The 18422-nt window shown below is 66.7% G+C and carries 14 protein-coding genes; 9 read left to right on the top strand and 5 right to left on the bottom strand.

Translation table 11 applies throughout. The features are described 5' to 3' along the window. Complete coding sequence (locus AC1KVE_RS00355; protein WP_016901292.1) at positions 1-474, bottom strand: DUF3574 domain-containing protein; 474 nt, start codon at positions 472-474, stop codon at positions 1-3. Between the two features lie 230 nt (positions 475-704). Here AC1KVE_RS00355 and AC1KVE_RS00350 point away from each other — a divergent pair, with 230 nt between their 5' ends. From AC1KVE_RS00350 to AC1KVE_RS00320, 7 genes are all read left to right on the top strand, one after another. Beyond that, the gene (locus AC1KVE_RS00350) at positions 705-3140 is read left to right on the top strand and encodes a TonB-dependent receptor plug domain-containing protein (protein ID WP_481092047.1); all 2436 of its coding nucleotides are present in this window, start codon (positions 705-707) and stop codon (positions 3138-3140) included. A gap of 126 nt (positions 3141-3266) precedes the next feature. Then, positions 3267-4025, top strand: coding sequence for a trehalose-phosphatase (gene otsB, locus AC1KVE_RS00345; protein ID WP_102255990.1), 759 nt, complete (start codon positions 3267-3269; stop codon positions 4023-4025). A 48-nt stretch (positions 4026-4073) separates the two neighbouring features. Then, the gene (locus tag AC1KVE_RS00340) at positions 4074-5852 is read left to right on the top strand and encodes a glycoside hydrolase family 15 protein (RefSeq protein WP_039525842.1); all 1779 of its coding nucleotides are present in this window, start codon (positions 4074-4076) and stop codon (positions 5850-5852) included. After that, entirely contained in the window at positions 5849-7216 is a 1368-nt protein-coding gene (otsA, locus tag AC1KVE_RS00335) for an alpha,alpha-trehalose-phosphate synthase (UDP-forming) (RefSeq protein ID WP_024939412.1), read from the top strand. The genes AC1KVE_RS00340 and otsA overlap by 4 nt, the downstream gene beginning before the upstream one ends. 610 nt (positions 7217-7826) lie before the next feature. Next, the gene (locus AC1KVE_RS00330) at positions 7827-10265 is read left to right on the top strand and encodes a glucose/quinate/shikimate family membrane-bound PQQ-dependent dehydrogenase (RefSeq protein WP_172641715.1); all 2439 of its coding nucleotides are present in this window, start codon (positions 7827-7829) and stop codon (positions 10263-10265) included. A 210-nt stretch (positions 10266-10475) separates the two neighbouring features. Further along, positions 10476-10640, top strand: a complete 165-nt coding sequence (locus AC1KVE_RS00325) for a hypothetical protein (protein WP_481092048.1) — start codon at positions 10476-10478, stop codon at positions 10638-10640. 170 nt (positions 10641-10810) lie between these two features. Continuing rightward, positions 10811-12679 (top strand): methyl-accepting chemotaxis protein, encoded by a 1869-nt coding sequence (locus AC1KVE_RS00320; RefSeq protein ID WP_481092049.1) that lies wholly within the window; start codon positions 10811-10813, stop codon positions 12677-12679. A 592-nt stretch (positions 12680-13271) separates the two neighbouring features. On the opposite strand, the gene AC1KVE_RS00315 is transcribed toward AC1KVE_RS00320, so the two are convergent. The 4 genes from AC1KVE_RS00315 to rluD form a co-directional block, all read right to left on the bottom strand. Next, complete coding sequence (locus AC1KVE_RS00315; RefSeq protein ID WP_481092058.1) at positions 13272-13697, bottom strand: thiol-disulfide oxidoreductase DCC family protein; 426 nt, start codon at positions 13695-13697, stop codon at positions 13272-13274. 70 nt (positions 13698-13767) lie between these two features. Beyond that, positions 13768-14292 carry a DUF4166 domain-containing protein gene (locus AC1KVE_RS00310; RefSeq protein ID WP_179465334.1) on the bottom strand — a complete coding sequence of 175 codons (525 nt, stop codon included), beginning with the start codon at positions 14290-14292 and terminating at the stop codon, positions 13768-13770. 2 nt (positions 14293-14294) lie between these two features. Beyond that, on the bottom strand, positions 14295-15110 hold the full coding sequence (gene pgeF / locus AC1KVE_RS00305; RefSeq protein ID WP_184456715.1) for a peptidoglycan editing factor PgeF: 816 nt from the start codon (positions 15108-15110) through the stop codon (positions 14295-14297). Position 15111: 1 nt separating this feature from the next. Beyond that, positions 15112-16107 carry a 23S rRNA pseudouridine(1911/1915/1917) synthase RluD gene (rluD, locus tag AC1KVE_RS00300; protein ID WP_054592204.1) on the bottom strand — a complete coding sequence of 332 codons (996 nt, stop codon included), beginning with the start codon at positions 16105-16107 and terminating at the stop codon, positions 15112-15114. A 120-nt stretch (positions 16108-16227) separates the two neighbouring features. Here rluD and AC1KVE_RS00295 point away from each other — a divergent pair, with 120 nt between their 5' ends. Together AC1KVE_RS00295 and AC1KVE_RS00290 are read left to right on the top strand one after the other, a co-directional pair. Continuing rightward, the gene (locus tag AC1KVE_RS00295) at positions 16228-17109 is read left to right on the top strand and encodes an outer membrane protein assembly factor BamD (protein WP_024939405.1); all 882 of its coding nucleotides are present in this window, start codon (positions 16228-16230) and stop codon (positions 17107-17109) included. A 323-nt stretch (positions 17110-17432) separates the two neighbouring features. Beyond that, positions 17433-18419, top strand: coding sequence for a hypothetical protein (locus AC1KVE_RS00290; RefSeq protein WP_481092050.1), 987 nt, complete (start codon positions 17433-17435; stop codon positions 18417-18419). The last annotated feature ends 3 nt before the right edge of the window (positions 18420-18422 follow it).

The following is an 18422-nucleotide window of genomic DNA, read 5'->3' as shown; positions in this document are numbered from 1 at the left end:
TCAGAACGACACCTCCACCGCCTGCCGCGACCACAGCACCGACTGGTGGCCGGTGGCCTGCTTCCAGGCCAGGCGAATCGCCTCGATGTCGTTGCGCCGCTGCGGGGTGTCCTCGTGCAGGATCACCAGCACCTTGGTGCCCAGCCGGTTCGGCTCCTTGGCACCGCGGAACAGCCACTGGCCGTAGGCGTCGAACACGGTCAGGCCGTCGGGAAAGCGCGGGGTCACTTCCTTGTCCAGAAACGCGCGCCATTGGGTTTCGTCGATGGTACGGGTCTGCGGGCGATCGGCCGGGCCGGTCTCCTCGCCCACCCCGAAGTACAGCTCGCTGCGCACCCAGCCGCGCGCCGCCGCCGGCCGCGCCGCATCGCCCTGCAGGCTGGCAGTGGTCGAACCCGGCGCGCCGCCGGGGGTGGTGGCGCAGGCGGACAGCGCCAGCATGGCGGCAAGCAGGCAGGACGGCAGCAACTTCATCGACTTCTCCACAACGGGTACGTTTACGACGGATCGGGGGCGGGCTCATGCAGGGCCGGCATCAGCTGATGCCGGCGTGCGCGCACTGTGCCATCTCGCACGCGCCTGAACAACGCGATAATATCTCTCCATCCGGATGAATGTGGACGATCCGAACCCCCCTTTGCGCCCCTGCCCGGCCGGATGCCGTCCGCGCGGCGCGTTCGCAGTTGCTGTCGCAGGAGAGAGAGATGACCCGCCCCACCCTTTCGGCTATCGGCCTGGCCGTGGCCGCCGTGTTGAGCGCCAACGCCCAGGCCCAGCAGGCCGCCCCCGGCGCCACCACGCTGGACACCGTGATCGTCACCGGCACCCGCGCCAGCGACCGCACCGTGCTGGAATCGACCGTGCCGGTGGACGTGCTCACCGCCGAGGACATCCGCAAGGCCGGCGTGGTCAACGGCGAGCTGGGCAGCGCGCTGCAGGCGCTGCTGCCCTCGTTCAACTTCCCGCGCCAGTCCAACTCCGGTGGTGCCGACCATATCCGCGCCGCGCAGCTGCGTGGGCTCTCGCCCGACCAGGTGCTGGTGCTGGTCAACGGCAAGCGCCGCCACACCTCGGCGCTGGTCAATACCGACAGCAAGATCGGCAAGGGCACCACGCCGGTGGATTTCAATTCCATCCCGATCAACGCGATCAAGCGCATCGAAGTGCTGCGCGACGGTGCCGGCGCGCAGTACGGCTCGGACGCGATCGCCGGCGTCATCAACGTGATCCTGGACGACAACCCGGAGCGTGGCGAGCTGGAAGCCAGCTTCGGCGCCTACAACACCGACGTGGAGCCGATCAATCGCCGCGTCACCGATGGCCAGACCAGCTACGCCAGCGCCAAGGTCGGCAGCCTGCTCGGCGATGACGGCGGCTTCTTCAAGGTCGGCCTGGAGCTGAAGAATCGCGAGGCGACCAACCGCGCCGGCTTCGATCAGATTCCGTCGTTCGAGGAGCAGACTCCGGCCAACCTGGCGCTGGCCGGCAAGCGCAATTACGTGCTCGGCGACGGCGCCACCAAGGGCCTGAACGCCTGGCTCAACACCAAGGTGCCCTTCAGTGCCACCGGCGAGTTCTACGCCTTCGGCACTTACAACCAGCGCGACACCGAAGGCGCCAATTACTTCCGTTACCCGGATGGCAGCGCCAACTGGCGTGAGATCTATCCCAACGGCTACCGCCCGATTTCCGAAGGCGAGAACCGCGACCTGCAGGTCGTCGCCGGCGCACGTGGGCAGCTCGGCAGCTGGGACTACGACGCCAGCGTCAACTACGGCCGCAACGACTTCACCTACCGGCTGCGCAACTCGCTCAACGCCTCGCTCGGCCCGGGCAGCACCACCCGCTTCAAGACCGGCGATTTCGCCTTTGCGCAGACCGTGGGCAATCTGGATCTGACCCGCGTGTTCGATGCGGCCGGCGCCACCCACACCTTCGGCACCGGTGCCGAGTTCCGCCGCGAGCAATACCGCACCCATGCCGGCGACCCGGCCAGCTATGCGGCCGGCCCGTTCATCGATCGCCCCACCGGCTCGCAGGCCGGCGGTGGGCTGACCCCGCAGGACGAGGCCGACCTGTCGCGCAACGTGGCCAGCGCCTATGCCAACGTGTCCAGCCAGTTCGGCGACAAGTTCTCCACCGACCTGGCCGGCCGTTACGAGCATTACCAGGATTTCGGCAGCCAGTGGACCGGCAAGCTGGCCGCACGCTATGCCTTCGCCCCGGCGTTCGCGCTGCGCGGTGCGGTCTCCAACAACGTGCGTGCGCCCTCGCTCAGCCAGATCGGCTACGAAGCCACGTCCACCGGTTATGACGCCGCCGGCCGCCTGACCCAGGGCCGCCTGCTGTCGGTCAACAACCCGATCGCACGCGCGCTCGGTGCCACCGACCTGAAGCCGGAAAAATCGCTCAATTACAGCCTGGGCTTCACCAGCCAGCTGGGCGATCACTTCGACCTGTCGCTGGACTTCTTCCAGATCGATATTGACGACCGCATCGCGCTGTCCGAAGACATCACCGGCACCACGCTGACCGACTTCGTGCAGCAGAACTTCGCCGTTGCCGGCGTGCAGAGCGCCAGCTATTTCCTCAACGCCGCCGACACCCGCACCCGCGGCGCCGAGCTGGTCGGCAACTGGCGACAGTACGCCTTCGGCGGCGACCTGCTGCTAACCGGCACCTACAGCTATGCCAAGACCGAGTTGAAGAACGTCATCGGCACCCCGGCGCAGCTGCTCGCGCTGGACCCGGACTACGTGCTGTTCGGTGTCGAAGAGAGCAACACGCTCACCGATGCCGCACCACGCACGCGCGCCGCGCTGGCCGCCAACTGGAACAACGAACACTGGAACCTGCAGACCCGGGTCAATCGCTACGGCAGCGCCACGCGCGTGTTCGACTTCGGCGGCGGCTTCGTGCCACGCCAGACCTATGGCGCGGAATGGCAGCTGGACCTGGAAGCCGAGTACCACCTGGGCACGCAGTGGACGCTGGCAATCGGTGGCCAGAACATTCTCGACAACTATTCGGACCGCTCCATCGACGACATCGCCTACTTCGGCAACCTGCCCTACGACGTGCTCTCGCCGATCGGCAGCAACGGCGCGTATTGGTATGGGCGGGTGCGCTACTCGTTCTGACGCCGGGATGGGTGGATCGGGAATTCGGGATTGGCAAGGGCGGCGCATCACCAATCCCCACTCCCGAACCCCACTCCCCGCTGTTGCATAACCTGAATATCACATCGCCTTGCGCACACTAGCGCGATGGCAGACGTGCACTCCCCCCTTCCGTCGCCGCCATTGCTGGACGATGCCTGCGCATTGTTTCTGGACGTGGACGGTACCCTCATCGACTTTGCCGACAGCCCCGAGGCTGTGCGGCTCCTGCCCGAGGTCCGCGCGGCCATCGGCCAGCTAAGTGACCGCCTGCAGGGCGCCGTGGCGCTGGTCAGCGGCCGACCGCTGTCGCAACTGGACGCCTTGTTCGCGCCGTTGCTGCTTCCGGCCGCCGGCCTGCACGGACACGAATTGCGTAGCGACATCGCCGCACGCGCGGCGATGCCGCAGGACACCTCCGAGTGGCTGCATGGCCTGCATCAGCGTGCCGCCACACTCACGCACCGGCACCCCGGCGTGCTGGTCGAAGACAAGGGCGTCAGCGTCGCGCTGCATTGGCGCGCGCAGCCGCTGGCCGGGCCCGACGTGCTCGCCTTTGCGCAGCAGGAAATCGCCCAGCTTTCCGGGTACCGCCTGCAACCGGGCGATCACGTGGTCGAATTCGTCCCCGAAGGCAGCAACAAGGGCCTGGCGGTCGAACAGCTGATGCAGCAGGGCGCATTCGCCGGCCGCACGCCGGTGTTCGTCGGCGACGACCTCACCGACGAATTCGGTTTCGAAGCGGCCAATCGTCTCGGCGGCTGGAGCGTGCTGGTCGGCGATCGCGCCCAGACCAGCGCGCGGTTCCGCGTCGACGGCACCGCCGACGTGCATGCGTGGCTGCAACGCAATGCGCGCCGGGTCTGAGTGCAGCGCGCCTTCCCCTCTTCTCTTCAAAAGGATCGTTCGCACTCCATGACCGAGCCAAACCTGGATCTGGGCGTCATCGGCAACTGCAGCTTTGGGGCATTGGTCGATCGGCAGGCACGCGTGGTGTGGAGTTGCCTGCCGGCCTTCGACGGCGACCCGGCGTTCTGTTCGCTGCTCTCGCCCAAGCGTGAAGGCGGTGACTTTGCCGTGGAGCTGGAGGACTTCGCCAGCAGCGAGCAACACTATCTGCCCAATACCGCTGTGCTGCGCACCGTGTTGCGCGACCACCACGGCGGCGAAGTGGAAGTCATCGACTTCGCACCGCGCTGGCGCAACAACGGGCGTTTCTACCGGCCCGTCAGCATCATCCGGCAGATCCGCCCGCTGGCCGGCAACCCGCGCATCATCGTGCGCGCCCGCCCGCTGGCCGACTGGGGCGGACGCAGCCCGGAAACCACCTGGGGCAGCAATCACATCCGCTGGGTGCTGCCCGAATTCACCCTGCGCCTGACCACTGACGTGCCGGTACGCTTCGTACGCGACGGCCTGCCGTTCGTGCTCAGCCACCCGGTCAACCTGGTGCTGGGCGTGGACGAATCGCTGACCCGCTCGCTCACCGGCTATGTGCAGGAAGCGCAGGAACGCACCGAAGAATACTGGCGCGAATGGGTGCGCTACCTGTCGATTCCGCTCGACTGGCAGGAAGCGGTGATCCGCAGCGCAATCACGCTCAAGCTGTGCCAGTACGAAGACAGCGGCGCCATCATCGCGGCGATGACCACCTCGATCCCGGAAGCACCCAATACCCCGCGCAACTGGGATTACCGCTATTGCTGGCTGCGCGACGCCGCATTCGTGGTGCGTGCGCTGAATCGCCTGGGCGCCACCCGCACGATGGAGCAGTTCATCGGCTACATCTTCAACATCGCCACCGCCGACGGCACCATGCAGCCGCTGTACGGCATCGGTTTCGAATCGCAGCTGGAAGAGCACGAAGTCGAAACGATGGACGGCTACCGCGGCATGGGCCCGGTACGCCGCGGCAACCTGGCCTGGATCCAGCAGCAGCACGATGTCTACGGCAGCGTGGTGCTGGCGTCCACCCAACTGTTCTTCGATCTTCGCCTGAAGGATCAGGGCGATGCGGACACCTTCCGCCGCCTGGAGCCACTGGGCGAGCGCGCGTTCGCGCTGCACAACGTGCCCGATGCCGGCCTGTGGGAATTCCGCGGCCGCGCTGAAGTGCATACCTATACCGCCGCGATGTGCTGGGCCGCCTGCGATCGCCTCTCCAAGATCGCCGACCGGCTGGTGCTGCCCGAGCGCAGCGTGTACTGGCGCGAGCGCGCCGACACCATCCGCGAACGCGTGCTGGGCGAGGCCTGGAGCGAAGAGCGCGGCCATTTCACCGATACGCTGGGCGGTCATCGCCTGGACGCATCGCTGTTGCTGCTGGCCGATATCGGCATCGTCGCCAACGACGACAGCCGCTTCGTGCGCACGGTCGAAGCGGTCGGCCGCGTGCTCAAGCATGGCGATGCGCTGTATCGCTACATCGCACCGGATGACTTCGGTGAGCCGGAAACCAGCTTCACCATCTGTACGTTCTGGTACATCGACGCGCTGGCCGCGATCGGCCGCAAGGAGGAAGCGCGTGAATTGTTCGAGCGCATCCTCTCGCGCCGCAATCACCTCGGCTTGCTGTCGGAGGACCTATCGTTTGAAGACGGCGAAGCCTGGGGGAATTTCCCCCAGACCTATTCGCATGTGGGCTTGATCATCGCAGCGATGCGCTTGTCGCGGAGCTGGCAGGAGGCGTCATGAGTCGTTTGGTGGTGGTATCCAACCGCGTTGCAGTGCCCGGCGAAAACCGCGCCGGCGGGCTGGCGGTTGGTCTGTTGGCTGCGCTCAAGGAGCGCGGCGGTGTGTGGTTCGGCTGGAGCGGCAAGACCGTCCGCGGCGACAGCGGCGGCATGCACGAACAGACCGAGGGCGACATCAAGTTCGTCACCATGGACCTCAACAAGCGCGACATCGATTCGTACTACAACGGGTTCGCCAATCGCACGCTGTGGCCGCTGCTGCACTTCCGCCTGGACCTGGTCGATTACGACCGCGCCACCCGCGAAGGCTATATGCGCGTCAACCGGCTGTTCGCCGAGAAGCTGGCGCCGTTGCTGAAAGACAGCGACACGCTGTGGATCCACGATTACCACATGATTCCGCTGGGCGCGATGCTGCGCGAGCTGGGTGTGGGCTGCAAGATGGGCTTCTTCCTGCACGTGCCGATGCCTTCGGCCGACCTGATGCAGGCGATGCCGGATCACGCGCGCTTGTTCAGCACGTTCTATGCGTACGACCTGGTTGGCTTCCAGACCCAGCGCGATGCCGAGCGCTTCAAGGCCTATGTGCGTCTGTTCGGCGGTGGCCGCATTCTCGACGGCGACATCGTCGAAGGCCCCGGCGGGCGTCGCTTCAGTGCCGCGGCGTTCCCGATCGGGATCGATACCGACCTGATCGCCAACCAGGCCAAGGCCTCGGTCGGCAAGCAGGCGGTGCGCGACCTGCGCGAAAGCCTGCGCGGCCGGCAACTGGCGATCGGCGTGGACCGGCTGGATTATTCCAAGGGCCTGCCGGAACGCTTCCAGGGTTTCGAGCGCTATCTGGAGCGTTATCCGGACCAATCCGGCAGCCTGACCTATCTGCAGATCGCGCCGGTATCGCGCGGCGACGTCAACGAGTATCGCCAGTTGCGCGGGCAGCTGGAGCAGATCGCCGGCCACATCAACGGTGGACATGCCGAGCCGGATTGGACGCCGCTGCGTTACGTCAATCAGAACTTCAGCCATGCGACGTTGACCGGTTTCTATCGCGCAGCCTCGGTCGGCCTGGTCACGCCACTGCGCGATGGCATGAACCTGGTCGCCAAGGAATTCGTCGCGGCGCAGGATCCGCAGAATCCGGGCGTCCTGGTGCTGTCGTTGCTGGCCGGTGCAGCGGACGAAATGAAAGAGGCACTGCTGGTCAATCCGCACGATCTGGACGGCGTAGCCGACGCGATCGCCACTGCGGCAAGCATGCCGCTGGCAACACGCATCGAACGCTGGAGCGCGATGATGGATCATCTGCGCAAGAACAACATCAATCACTGGCGCCAGCGCTACCTGCAGGCACTTGCAGATATCTGACTCCGGTGTCCGCAACGCAGGCTGCCAGCACCACGCTATCAGCACAGACGCGCTGCGCACCGGCAGCGCCCCCCTTCTCCCCTCGGGAGAAGGGGGCCGAAGGGCGGATGAGGGTACGCGTGCACGTACAAGTGGAAATGTCCGAAGCGCAAATTCCCAGCTTCTACAAATCTTCACTCCCGAATGCCACATCCCCGCCTCACCACTTGAGTCAATAACTCTATAGAACTACTGCAGGATCCTGCATTTGTCGCGGCGCACGAATGCACCAAACACCGACTGACGCCTGCAGCAATCTCCAGCCATATCGAATTTGAGCAATTTCAGCGCCTCAACCGCATGGCCTGGAACGTTGGTTCTCATTCCATCACGGACACAAGCGTCATTGCGGTCTAAAATATCCGCATGAGTAGCGCTGAGGACCCTGGGAGGGGCTGCGCGTTCATATCCGGACGTTCTGCTTTAGGACGTTTTTGTTGGATCCAAGGCCGCCCTTTGCCAGCCTGTGATCTTGCTCCCTCCACGACTCGCCACCGCCTGCCGGTGCCTGGGTCCTTCCTGACATCTCAAAATGACTGATCAATCCTCAAAACGTGGACTAGGCACCTGGTTGCTGGTGGTCTATGCCGTGGTGATCGCCGTGCTCGGTGCGGTGCTTGCCTACGAAGGCGGCCGCCTGGTCGCCGTCGGTGGCTCCTGGTATTACCTGCTGGCGGGCATCGGCCTGTTCCTGGCCGGCGTGTTGCTGGCGCTGGGCAAGCGTGCCGGCCTGTGGCTGTTTGGCGCCACGCTGGCGGCCACCATCGCCTGGGCGCTGTGGGAAGTGGGCCTGGATGGCTGGGGCCTGGTCCCGCGTCTGGCCTGGATGTCGGTGCTGGGGCTGGTGCTGCTGCCGTTCTGGGGCGTGGCCCGTCGCCGTATGCAGCCGCTGTCGGGGCTGGGCTATGTGCTGGTGACTGGCGTGCTGCCGATCCTGGGCGCGACGCTGATCCTGTGGCCACTGCTGGTGCCGCGCAATGTCGAACTGGCCGATGCCTCCAAGCTGCCGGCCGAGAATGCGACGCCGTTCAGCCGCGCCAACGTGCCCAGCCCGGACGGTAACGTCGCGGCCAATCACGATGCCAGCAACTGGACCTCGTACGCCGGCTCCAACCTGTCCAACCACTACACCCCCGGCGCGCAGATCACCCCGGAGAACGCCAAGAACCTGAAGGTGGCCTGGGAGTTCCATACCGGCGATCTGAAGCCGGCCGGCTCCAAGCTGGGCTACGCCTTCCAGAACACCCCGCTCAAGGTCGGCGAGCTGCTCTACATCTGCACCCCGACCCAGAAGGTGATCGCGGTGGAAGCGGCCAACGGCAAGGAGCGCTGGCGCTTCGACCCGCAGACCAATCCGAAGGCGATGGCCGGCGTTGCCGCCACCACCTGCCGCGGCGTGTCGTACTACCAGGCGCCGCAAGGCACCGCCGAGTGCCCGACGCGGATCTTCTGGCCGATGGTCGATGGCCGCCTCGGCGCGCTGGACGCGCAGACCGGCAAGCTGTGCACCAGCTTCGGCAACAACGGCTTTGTCGATCTCAATGCCGGCACCGGCAACACCAAGCCGGGCTTCGTCGGCCCCACCTCGCCGCCGGTGGTGATGCGCGGCGTGGTGATCCAGCCCACCGGCCAGGTGCGCGACGGCCAGGAAGGCGATGCGCCGTCGGGCGTGGTGCGCGGCTTCGATGCGCTCACCGGCCAGCTGCGTTGGGCCTGGGACCTGGGCAACCCGGCGATCACCGCCGAGCCGCCGGCCGGGCAGACCTATACCCGTTCCACCCCGAACGTGTGGTCGCTGATGGCCGCCGACGACGAACTGGGCCTGGTGTATCTGCCGACCGGCAATGCCTCGGGCGATTTCTTCGGCAAGGGCCGCACCCCGCAGGATGAGGAATACACCGCCTCCCTGGTTGCCGTGGATGCGGCCACCGGCAAGGAGCGTTGGCACTTCCGCACCGTCAACCACGACCTGTGGGATTACGACATCGGCCCGCAGCCGAACCTGGTCGACTGGCCGGTCGCCGGCGGCGCTACCCGCCCTGCGGTGATCCAGGCCACCAAGTCCGGCCAGGTGTTCGTGCTGGACCGCGCCACCGGTGCCCCGCTCATGCCGGTCAAGCAGATCGCCGTGCCGCAGGGCACCGATCATGGCGACTGGACCGCGGCCACCCAGCCGATCTCGCCGGGCATGCCCAATACCGTGGGCGCACCGAGCCGCGAGTACGAAACCATCGTCGAATCCGACGCCTGGGGCATGACCCCGTTCGACCAGCTGGCCTGCCGCATCCAGTTCAAGCAGCTGCGCTACGAAGGCATGTTCACCCCGCCGACCCTGCAGGGCTCGCTGGCCTTTACCGGCAACCACGGCGGCATCAACTGGGGCGGCGTCTCGGTCGATCTGCAGCGCGGCATCATGGTGATGAACAGCAATCGCCTGCCCTACACCCTGCAGGTCTACACCCGCGAAAAGATGAATGAGCTGGGCGTGGTGTCGGTGTTCGACGGCAAGAGCAAGACGCCCGGCTACATGGCACAGAAGGGCCTGGCCTACGGCGCCCGCAAGGAGCCGTGGATGTCGCCGCTCAACACGCCGTGCGTGGCACCGCCGTGGGGCTACATCTCCGGCGTGGACCTGCGCACCCAGCAGGTGATCTGGCGGCGTCCGCTGGGCACCGGTTACGACCAGGGCCCGATGGGTATCCCGTCCAAGACCAAGTTCGAGATCGGCACGCCCAACAACAGCGGCTCGCTGGCCACCGCCGGCGGCGTGACCTTCATCGGCGCGACCCTGGACGACTTCATGCGCGGCTTCGACACCCGCACCGGCAAGCAGGTCTGGGAGACCCGCGTGCCGGCCGGCCCGCAGGCCGCTCCGCTGAGCTACACCATCGACGGCAAGCAGTACATCGTGGCCGCCGTGGGTGGACACGACCGCATGGAAACCAAGTCGGGCGACAGCGTGATCGCCTGGGCGCTGCCCGACGACGCGGGCGCCAAGCCGGCGAAGTAAGCCGGTGTAGCGTCAGCTAGTTAGGTATCGATAGACCGGTCATCGTGAGATGGCCGGTTTTTTTTTGGGGAATCGGGAATCGGGATTCGGGAATGGGAAAAGCGCTTTTCTGTCGTCTTTCAGGGCTGGGCTGGATTGATGGCGCGCCCGATTCCCCAATCCCCACTCCCGATTCCCCGCGCTTCGATGCGTGTTCGTCGCGTTGCACCGATGGCGCCGCTGGCCAGTCTTGGTGGCGTGCATGCGATCGGACTGCGTGGCGTCGAGGTCTACGAAGTGTTTACGAAGCCCGCCAATATTTCACGTGAAATTTACAATTGCAAGACCGGTATCCGGCTGCAAATCACGGTTTCGCAGCACATCGGGACGTACTGAAACCGCTTCCAAATCAACTACATCGGTGTTTTTGGGGGTATGGTCGGCAGATTCCGACGAACGGTGATTTCACGCCGTCATGATTCGGGCTCGGCCGCCGATACCCCATAGCAGCCCATGCAGCGCAGGACGCCGCTCCCCACTCCGAATCACTCAGTTGGACTCAGCCTATGTCGCCCTCACCCGATGCCACCGCCGTCTCCCGCCCGCCTTCCGGCCGGAACCTTGCGCGTGCCAGCACGGCCGCATGGCTGCCTGCCGCTGCACAGATCGGGCTGCTGGGCTTGCTGACGCTCTACGCCGCCACGCTGCTGCCCGGCGGTGTCTGGAGCGGCTTGGGCCGCTTGCTGCCGGCGCTGCTGGTACTGGGCGCGGCAAGTGCCGGGCTGTGGTGGTGGGCACGCCGTCGCGGTGTGGCGCAACTGCAACAGGCGATCGGCACGGTGACCGCCATCGGTGAAGGGCGCTTTCAGCGCCTGGATCTGCGCACCGCCTCCGGCGAACTCGCGCCGTTGCTGCACGCCCTGCAGGCGACCCAGGACAAGCTGGCCATCCGCCTCGATGTGATGGAACAGGGGCTGCGCCACGGCCAGTTCGTGATCAAGGCGCTGGACGATCTGGACACCATGATCCGCATCGCCGACGACGACGGCCAGGTGCTGTTCGCCAACCGCAAACTGCTGGCGATGCTCAAGCTGATCGAGCCGGATGTGCAGAGCTTCCGCCCCAGCTTCCATGCCGAAGGCTTCGTCGGCGGCAGCATCGGCGACATCTATCCCGACAGCCAGGCCGCGATCGACCGCATGCGTGCGCTGACCGCCTCCAAGGCGGTGCGCGCACCGTTCTTCGGCCGCCAGATCGACTTCGTCTACAGCCCGATCATTGCCGCCGACGGCACCAAGCTGGGCACCATCGCGCAGTGGATGGACGTCACCGCGCAGGTCAACGCCGAGCAGGCGCTGATCCAGATCATCGATGCCGCCGCGGCCGGCGATTTCAGCCGGCGCATGCAGATCGACGGCATGGACGGCGTGCTGCTGTCGCTGGCGCAGGGCATCAACCGCATCTACGACTCGGTGGAAACCCACCTGGCCGCCTTGGCGCGGGTGATCGGTGCACTGGCCGAAGGCGACCTCACCCAACGCGTGGAGGGTGATGCGCACGGCATCTTCGCGCGCCTGCGCGACGACACCAACCAGACCGTGACCCGGCTGACCGAGATCATCGGCGACATCCAGATCGCATCGGACACGATCCGCCGCGCGGCGGTGGAAATCGCCGCCGGTAACGCCGACCTGTCCGAGCGCACCGAGCAACAGGCCGCCAATCTCGAAGAAACCGCCAGCTCCATGGAGGAGCTCACCTCCACCGTGAAGCAGAACGCCGACAGCGCGCTGCAGGCCAACCGGCTGGTAGTGGGCACCGGCGAAGTCGCGCACAACGGCGGCCAGGTGATGGACGATGTGGTGTCCACCATGGGGCAGATCAGCACCGCCTCGCGCAAGATCGGCGAGATCATCGGCGTCATCGACGGCATCGCCTTCCAGACCAATATCCTGGCGCTCAACGCTGCGGTGGAAGCCGCACGCGCCGGCGAACAGGGCTGCGGCTTTGCGGTGGTCGCCTCGGAAGTGCGCGCGCTGGCGCGGCGCTCGGCCGATGCGGCCAAGGAGATCAAGACGCTGATCGCCGACTCCACCGACAAGGTCGAACTGGGCTCGGGCCTGGTGCACCGCGCCGGCGCGACCATGCGCGAGATCGTCGGCTCGGTCAAACACGTCACCGACATCATGAGCGAGATCACCGCCGCCAGCGCCGAGCAATCCAGCGGCATCGAACAGGTCAACCGCACCGTCGCGCAACTGGACGAAGTCACCCAACGCAACGCCGCGCTGGTGGAAGAAGCCACCGCCGCCGCGCGCAGCCTGGAAGAACAGGCCGTGGAACTGGCCGATGCGGTGTCGATCTTCCGCCTGCAGCCTGCGCACAGCGGCAACCCGAGAGCAGCGCCCGCAAGCTTCAAAAACGCAGCCGCGTAAGCCGCCGTCACGGATCACCGTAGGAGCGCACCCGGGCGCGACGAAGCTTTATCGGTAACGCCCCATCGCGCCCAGGTGCGCTCCTACACCGAGCAGGCGTGCCTGTCCGCCACCTCAGATCCAGCACACGCGGCCGAACAGTACTCCGTATCGACAAGCCATCAGAGAAATCAGCGCGCAGTCGTAGGAGCGCACCTGGGCGCGACGAAGCTTTCCCGGTAACGCCCATCGCGCCCAGGTGCGCTCCTACACAAAGCAGGCGTGCCTGTCCGCCACCACAGATCCAGCGCACGCGGCCGAACAGCACTCCGTATCGACAAGCCATCATAGAAATCAGCGCGCAGTCGTAGGAGCGCACCTGGGCGCGACGAAGCTTTCCCGGTAACGCCCTATCGCGCCCAGGTGCGCTCCTACACCGAGCAGGCGTGCCTGTCCGCCACCACAGATCCAGCGCACGCGGCCGAACAGCACTCCGTATCGACAAGCCATCATAGAAATCAACGCGCAGTCGTAGGAGCGCACCTGGGCGCGACGAAGCTTTATCGGTAACGCCCCATCGCGCCCAGGTGCGCTCCTACGTCTAGCTGGGGCGCTAGTCGAGAAACCGCTCGCGCTGCTTCGGTGTCGGCAGCATGCAATGCTCGGTGCGACCGAACCAGCGGTAGCGATGGCGTGCGATCAGGCGATAGCCGATGTCGCGCACGCGACGCGGCACCACGCGCAACACCGTGGCCAGCCGCCAGAAGCCGCCCAACCCGGCCAGCACCCGCACGATCGCGTCGCTGTCGGTCCACGCACCGCGGTCATCCACCAGCAGAAACGACAACGGGTCGTCCGGATCCAGCCCATGCTGCTGCAACAGCGCACGTCCGGCCTGGCCCTGCATTGCGGCAAAGCGATAACGCCCGCGTCGATCATGACGCAGCAGGAACCTGACCCAGCCATTGCACAGCAGGCACACGCCATCGAACACGATGGTCGCGGGCACAGCACCTGGCTGACGGCCGGGCGGCTCCACGCGCGACGGCTTCGAGTGAGCAGGCTCCAACCGAGACGACTCCAGCTGAGACACGTCAGCGAGCGGTGGATCAACGTGGTTCAAGCCAGCCCTCGTAGCGAATGAACGGGCCGACCAGCGGCAAGTGCACGTCGACCAGAAATCCGTAACGCCCGGCGTCGGCATGCTCGCGGCAACGCACCTGCTCGAACCAGCGCGCAGGCAACCGGATCCAGCCCAATGCCCACACCCGCGTGGCCTGCCAGTACAGCGATTGCGCGTCGGCGCGCAGCGCGAATTCGAACCGCACCGCGCCCAGATGTTCGCGCAGGCGCGTGCCCTCGCGCCACAGGCGCGAATGCATCGGCAGGCCGCCGAACCGCCGATGCCAGCGCTCGCCCGCCGCGTCTGCAAGAAACTCCACTTCGACCTCCACCTCGCCACTGCGCGGCAAGCGGCTCAACAGCGCCAGTAACGGGACCAGCGCATGCGTGCCGCGTTGAATCCTTGCCCGGCCGGCGAAGGTCTGCCGCTGCTGCACCGAATGCAGCGCGCGCACCGGCGCAGGCAGCTGCGCGAACGCGTCCTGCCCCAACACCTGCGCAAACAACGGCACGCTCAGGGCGCGATCCATGCCAGCGTGGCCATGCGTCCGCTGCGGCGGTCGCGACGATGCGAGAAGAAGCGTTGCGGCTCGGAAATGGTGCACAGCCCGCCGCCATGGATGGCGCTGGCCGGCACACCGGCATGCTGCAGGCGTTGACGCGCCAACGCATACAGGTCCACCCGCCAATGCCCCGGACGGGTCGCAACAAACGCGCGTTGCGCCTGCGCATCGTGCGCGACGAAGGCGTTGAACACGTCTTCACCGATTTCATAGGCCTGCGGCCCCGCTGCCGGCCCCAACCATGCCAACACCTGCTGCGGCGGCGTGCGCATCGCCGCCACGCTGCGCTCCAGCATGCCGTCGGCCAGGCCGCGCCACCCTGCATGCGCGGCGGCCACTTCGCTGCCATCGGCAGCGGCGAGCACGACCGGCAGGCAGTCGGCGGTGAGGATCGCCAGCACCACGCCGGGCACAGCGGTCACCGCTGCATCGGCGACCGGTTCCTGCGCGCCTGGCGCGACAGTGCCCGCTGCAGGCGGCTGTTCGCCGGGCGCGAGCACGGGCGCGTCGACACGCAACACCTCCACCCCATGCACCTGACGCAGCCACTGCGGGGTACCGGGCAGTGCCAGCGCCTCGACCAGCAGCGCCCGGTTGCGTTCCACCTGCTCCGGCACGTCGCCATCGGCACTGTGGCGGTTGCCGAGGTTGAGCGTGTCGAACGGCGCCAGCGAGCCGCCCAGGCCGTGACGCAGCGTGGTCAGCGCATGGATGCGTGGTGGCGCCGGCCAGTCGGCCGGCAGCACGAAGGGTGCGGCGGCGGCCACGTCAGCGGCGTGCCAGCTCGGCGGCGCGTGCGCTGTCTTCGCGCAGGGCCGTCATCAGCCGCTGCAGGTCGGCCGGCACCGGCGCGCTGGCGCGCACCGGCTCGCCGCTGACGGGGTGCAGGAATTCCAGGGTTTCGGCATGCAGCGCCTGACGCTTGAAGGTGCGCAGCTCGTGCACCAGTTCGTCGGTGGCCCCCTTGGGCAGCTTGAGCGCGCCGCCGTACAGCGGGTCGCCGACGATCGGCGACTTCAGATGCGCCATGTGCACGCGGATCTGGTGGGTACGCCCGGTTTCCAGCCGGCATTCCAGCGCGGTGTGTGCGCGGAAGCGCTCGCGCAGGCGGTAATGGGTGACCGCATCGCGGCCGTCGTCGCGCACCGCCATCTTCAGCCGATCGCGCGGATGGCGGTCGATCGGCGCGTTGGCGGTGCCGCCGGAGACCAGCGCGCCCACCACCACCGCCAGATACTGGCGATGCACATCGCGTGCGGACAGCTGTTCCACCAGCGCGGTCTGCGCCTGCACGGTACGCGCCACCACCATCACCCCACTGGTGTCCTTGTCCAGCCGGTGCACCACGCCTGCGCGCGGCACTGCCGCCAGCGCCGGGTCGCGGAACAGCAAGGCGTTGACCAGGGTACCGTCCGGATTGCCCGCGCCCGGGTGCACCACCAGCCCGGCCGGCTTGTCGATCACCAGTACCTGGTCGTCTTCGTACAGCACGCTCAGCGGGATGTCCTGCGGCGCGGCGTGGGTCTGGGTTTCCAGCACCACCTGCACCTGCACGCTCTCGCCGCCGCGCAAGGTGTCGCGCGGGCGCGCCATTTCCCCGTTCAGCAGCGCATCGCCGGACTTGATCCACTCCGACAAGCGCGAGCGCGAGAATTCGGGGAACAGCTCGGCCAGCACCGCGTCGAAACGGCGTCCAGCGGCGTTGTCGGGCACGATGGCCTGGCGGATGGACGGGTCGAGGGGGTCGGCAGATGGGTCGGACATGGACACGGGCACTCAGGCAAAAGCGGGAATTTGGCGGTCCGGGCGGCGGGAGTCAGTCGCCGGACAGGCCACTAGGCTATCATCGCGCTCTCGTTTTCCTGATGCGTCCTGCCCAGACCCATGATCCGACGGTCCACGTTTTCCGCGCCTGCGCGCCTGATTGCCCTCATGCTGGTCATGGCGTTCGTCGTCACCGGCTGCCACCGCGGCGCCAAGGACAAGAATCCCGATGAGGGCATGCCGGTCGAGCAGCTCTACGGCAAGGGCCACGGCCTGATGGAGAAAGGCAACTGGGCCGGCGCCGAAGCCAGCTACAAGCGCCTGATCGCCCAGTACCCGTACGGCCCGTACACCGAGCAGGCGATGATCGAAACCGCCTATGCCCAGTACAAGGCCGGCAAGCACGACGACACCGTCTCCAGCGTCGACCGCTTCATCCGGACCTATCCGACCCATCGCAACATCTCGTATCTGTACTACCTGCGCGGGCTGGCCAACAGCAACCGCGATACGGTGTTCCTGCGCCGCGTGTGGTCGCTGGATCCGAGCCGTCGCGACCTGTCCTCGCCGCAGCAGGCCTACAACGACTTCAACACCGTCACCGACCGCTATCCGAACAGCCGATACGCGCCGGATGCGCGCAAGCGCATGATCGAGCTGCGCGACGTGTTCGCCCAGCATGAACTGGACAACGCGCTGTACTACCTGCGGCGCAACGCCTGGGTCTCGGCGGCCGGTCGTGCCAACTACCTGCTGGAAACCTATCCGCAGAGCGCCTACCAATACGACGCGGTCGCGGTGCTGGCCGAGGCCTACACCCACCTGGGCAACAAGACCCTGGCCGCCGACGCACGCCGCGTGCTGGAGCTCAACAGCCCGCAGCACCCGTGGCTGACCGGCGACTGGCCGAAGTATCCCTGGGCCATTCGCAAGCTCAATCCGTTCGCCGGCGAGAAGTCTGCCGCCACCGGTCAGCGCAATGCACAGATGAGCCGCGACTGAGACATCAGTCGCCGGCGTGATGAGAAGGGGCCGCAAGGCCCCTTTTTTATTGCGGTAACGCGCCTGCGGCGGTGACGGCGCGCCGGCTGCCGCAGGCACTCGCGATGCCTGGCGACAATGACGCCTGATCGACCGGGAGATCGGCCGTCCCGCATTCCGCGCCCGCGCCCCACCCTCTCCCGCAACGCGGGGCGCGCCTGCCCGCGACAGCTGCAGGCACCTCGCCAGACCCGGCACCAGGTCACCGAACCGCGCCTGTGCGCTGCCTATACTCGGCCCTGAAGAAGACCCGACTCCCCGCTGGCGCCCGCCCAGGAGGCCGCATGTCCCGCTGCATCGTCCCGTTCCTGCTCGCCCTGTTGCTGGCGGCGATGACCAACACCGCCACCGCGGCGCCGATCGTCTACGGCGTCAACGCTCACGACAATCGCCCCGGCTATTCCATGGCCCAGGCCGAGGCCCGCTTCCAGCTGCTGGCCGCACGCAATCTGCGCAGCTACCGCTTCGATGTGGACCCGCGCGATTACGCAACGCTGGATGCGCTGGTCCCGCTGGCGCGCAAGTACGGCATCACGCTGCGCCCGATGGTCTACCCGATGTCGCGCGAGATCGGCTACCAGCTGGCACGCCGCTATGCGGCCGACATCAAGGTCTGGGAGATCGGCAACGAACAGGACCTGGTGCGCGCCGAGGCCGATGCGCGCATCGCGGCAATGACCACGATGTACCTGGGCATGCGCCAGGCCTCCAACGAACTGGGCGCCGGCCTGCGTTTCACCATCAACATCACCGCCTGCAACAGCGACGACCGCAGCGCCAACGCACGCTGCCCCGGCGATCGCAATGGCTCGCTATGGTTCCTGGCCAAGGCCAAGGCGGCCGGCTTCAATTTCGACCACATCAGCTTCCACTACTACGCCTTCCACCAGGATGCCGGCTACTGGAGCGCGTTGTACCTGGGCCAGCTGCGCACCGCGGCGCAGACCTACAAGACCCCGGTGTTCTTCAACGAACTCAACTGTGCGGAGATCTACACCGGCAACACCACCGGCGGTGCGGAAGGCGACCGCGGCTGCTACGACAGCCTGGCGCAGCTGCTGCGCAACGTGCGCGACAACTATGCCGACGTGGTGTCCGAGGTGAACGTCTACGAATTGCTGGACCAGACCAGCATCCAGGGCGCCGAAGGCCATTTCGGCCTGATGTACGACCTGACCCGGCCCAAGCCGACCCTGGACCTGCTCACCCGCTTTGCCCAAGCACCGGCCACCGCAGCGGTGGCTGGTGCGCCGGACGACCGACCGCAATAGCCG

It is taken from the genome of Xanthomonas sp. NCPPB 2864 (assembly GCF_056675615.1).
The sequence above is the reverse complement of the archived record's forward strand: the minus strand, read 5'-3'. Positions and strand labels throughout refer to the sequence as shown.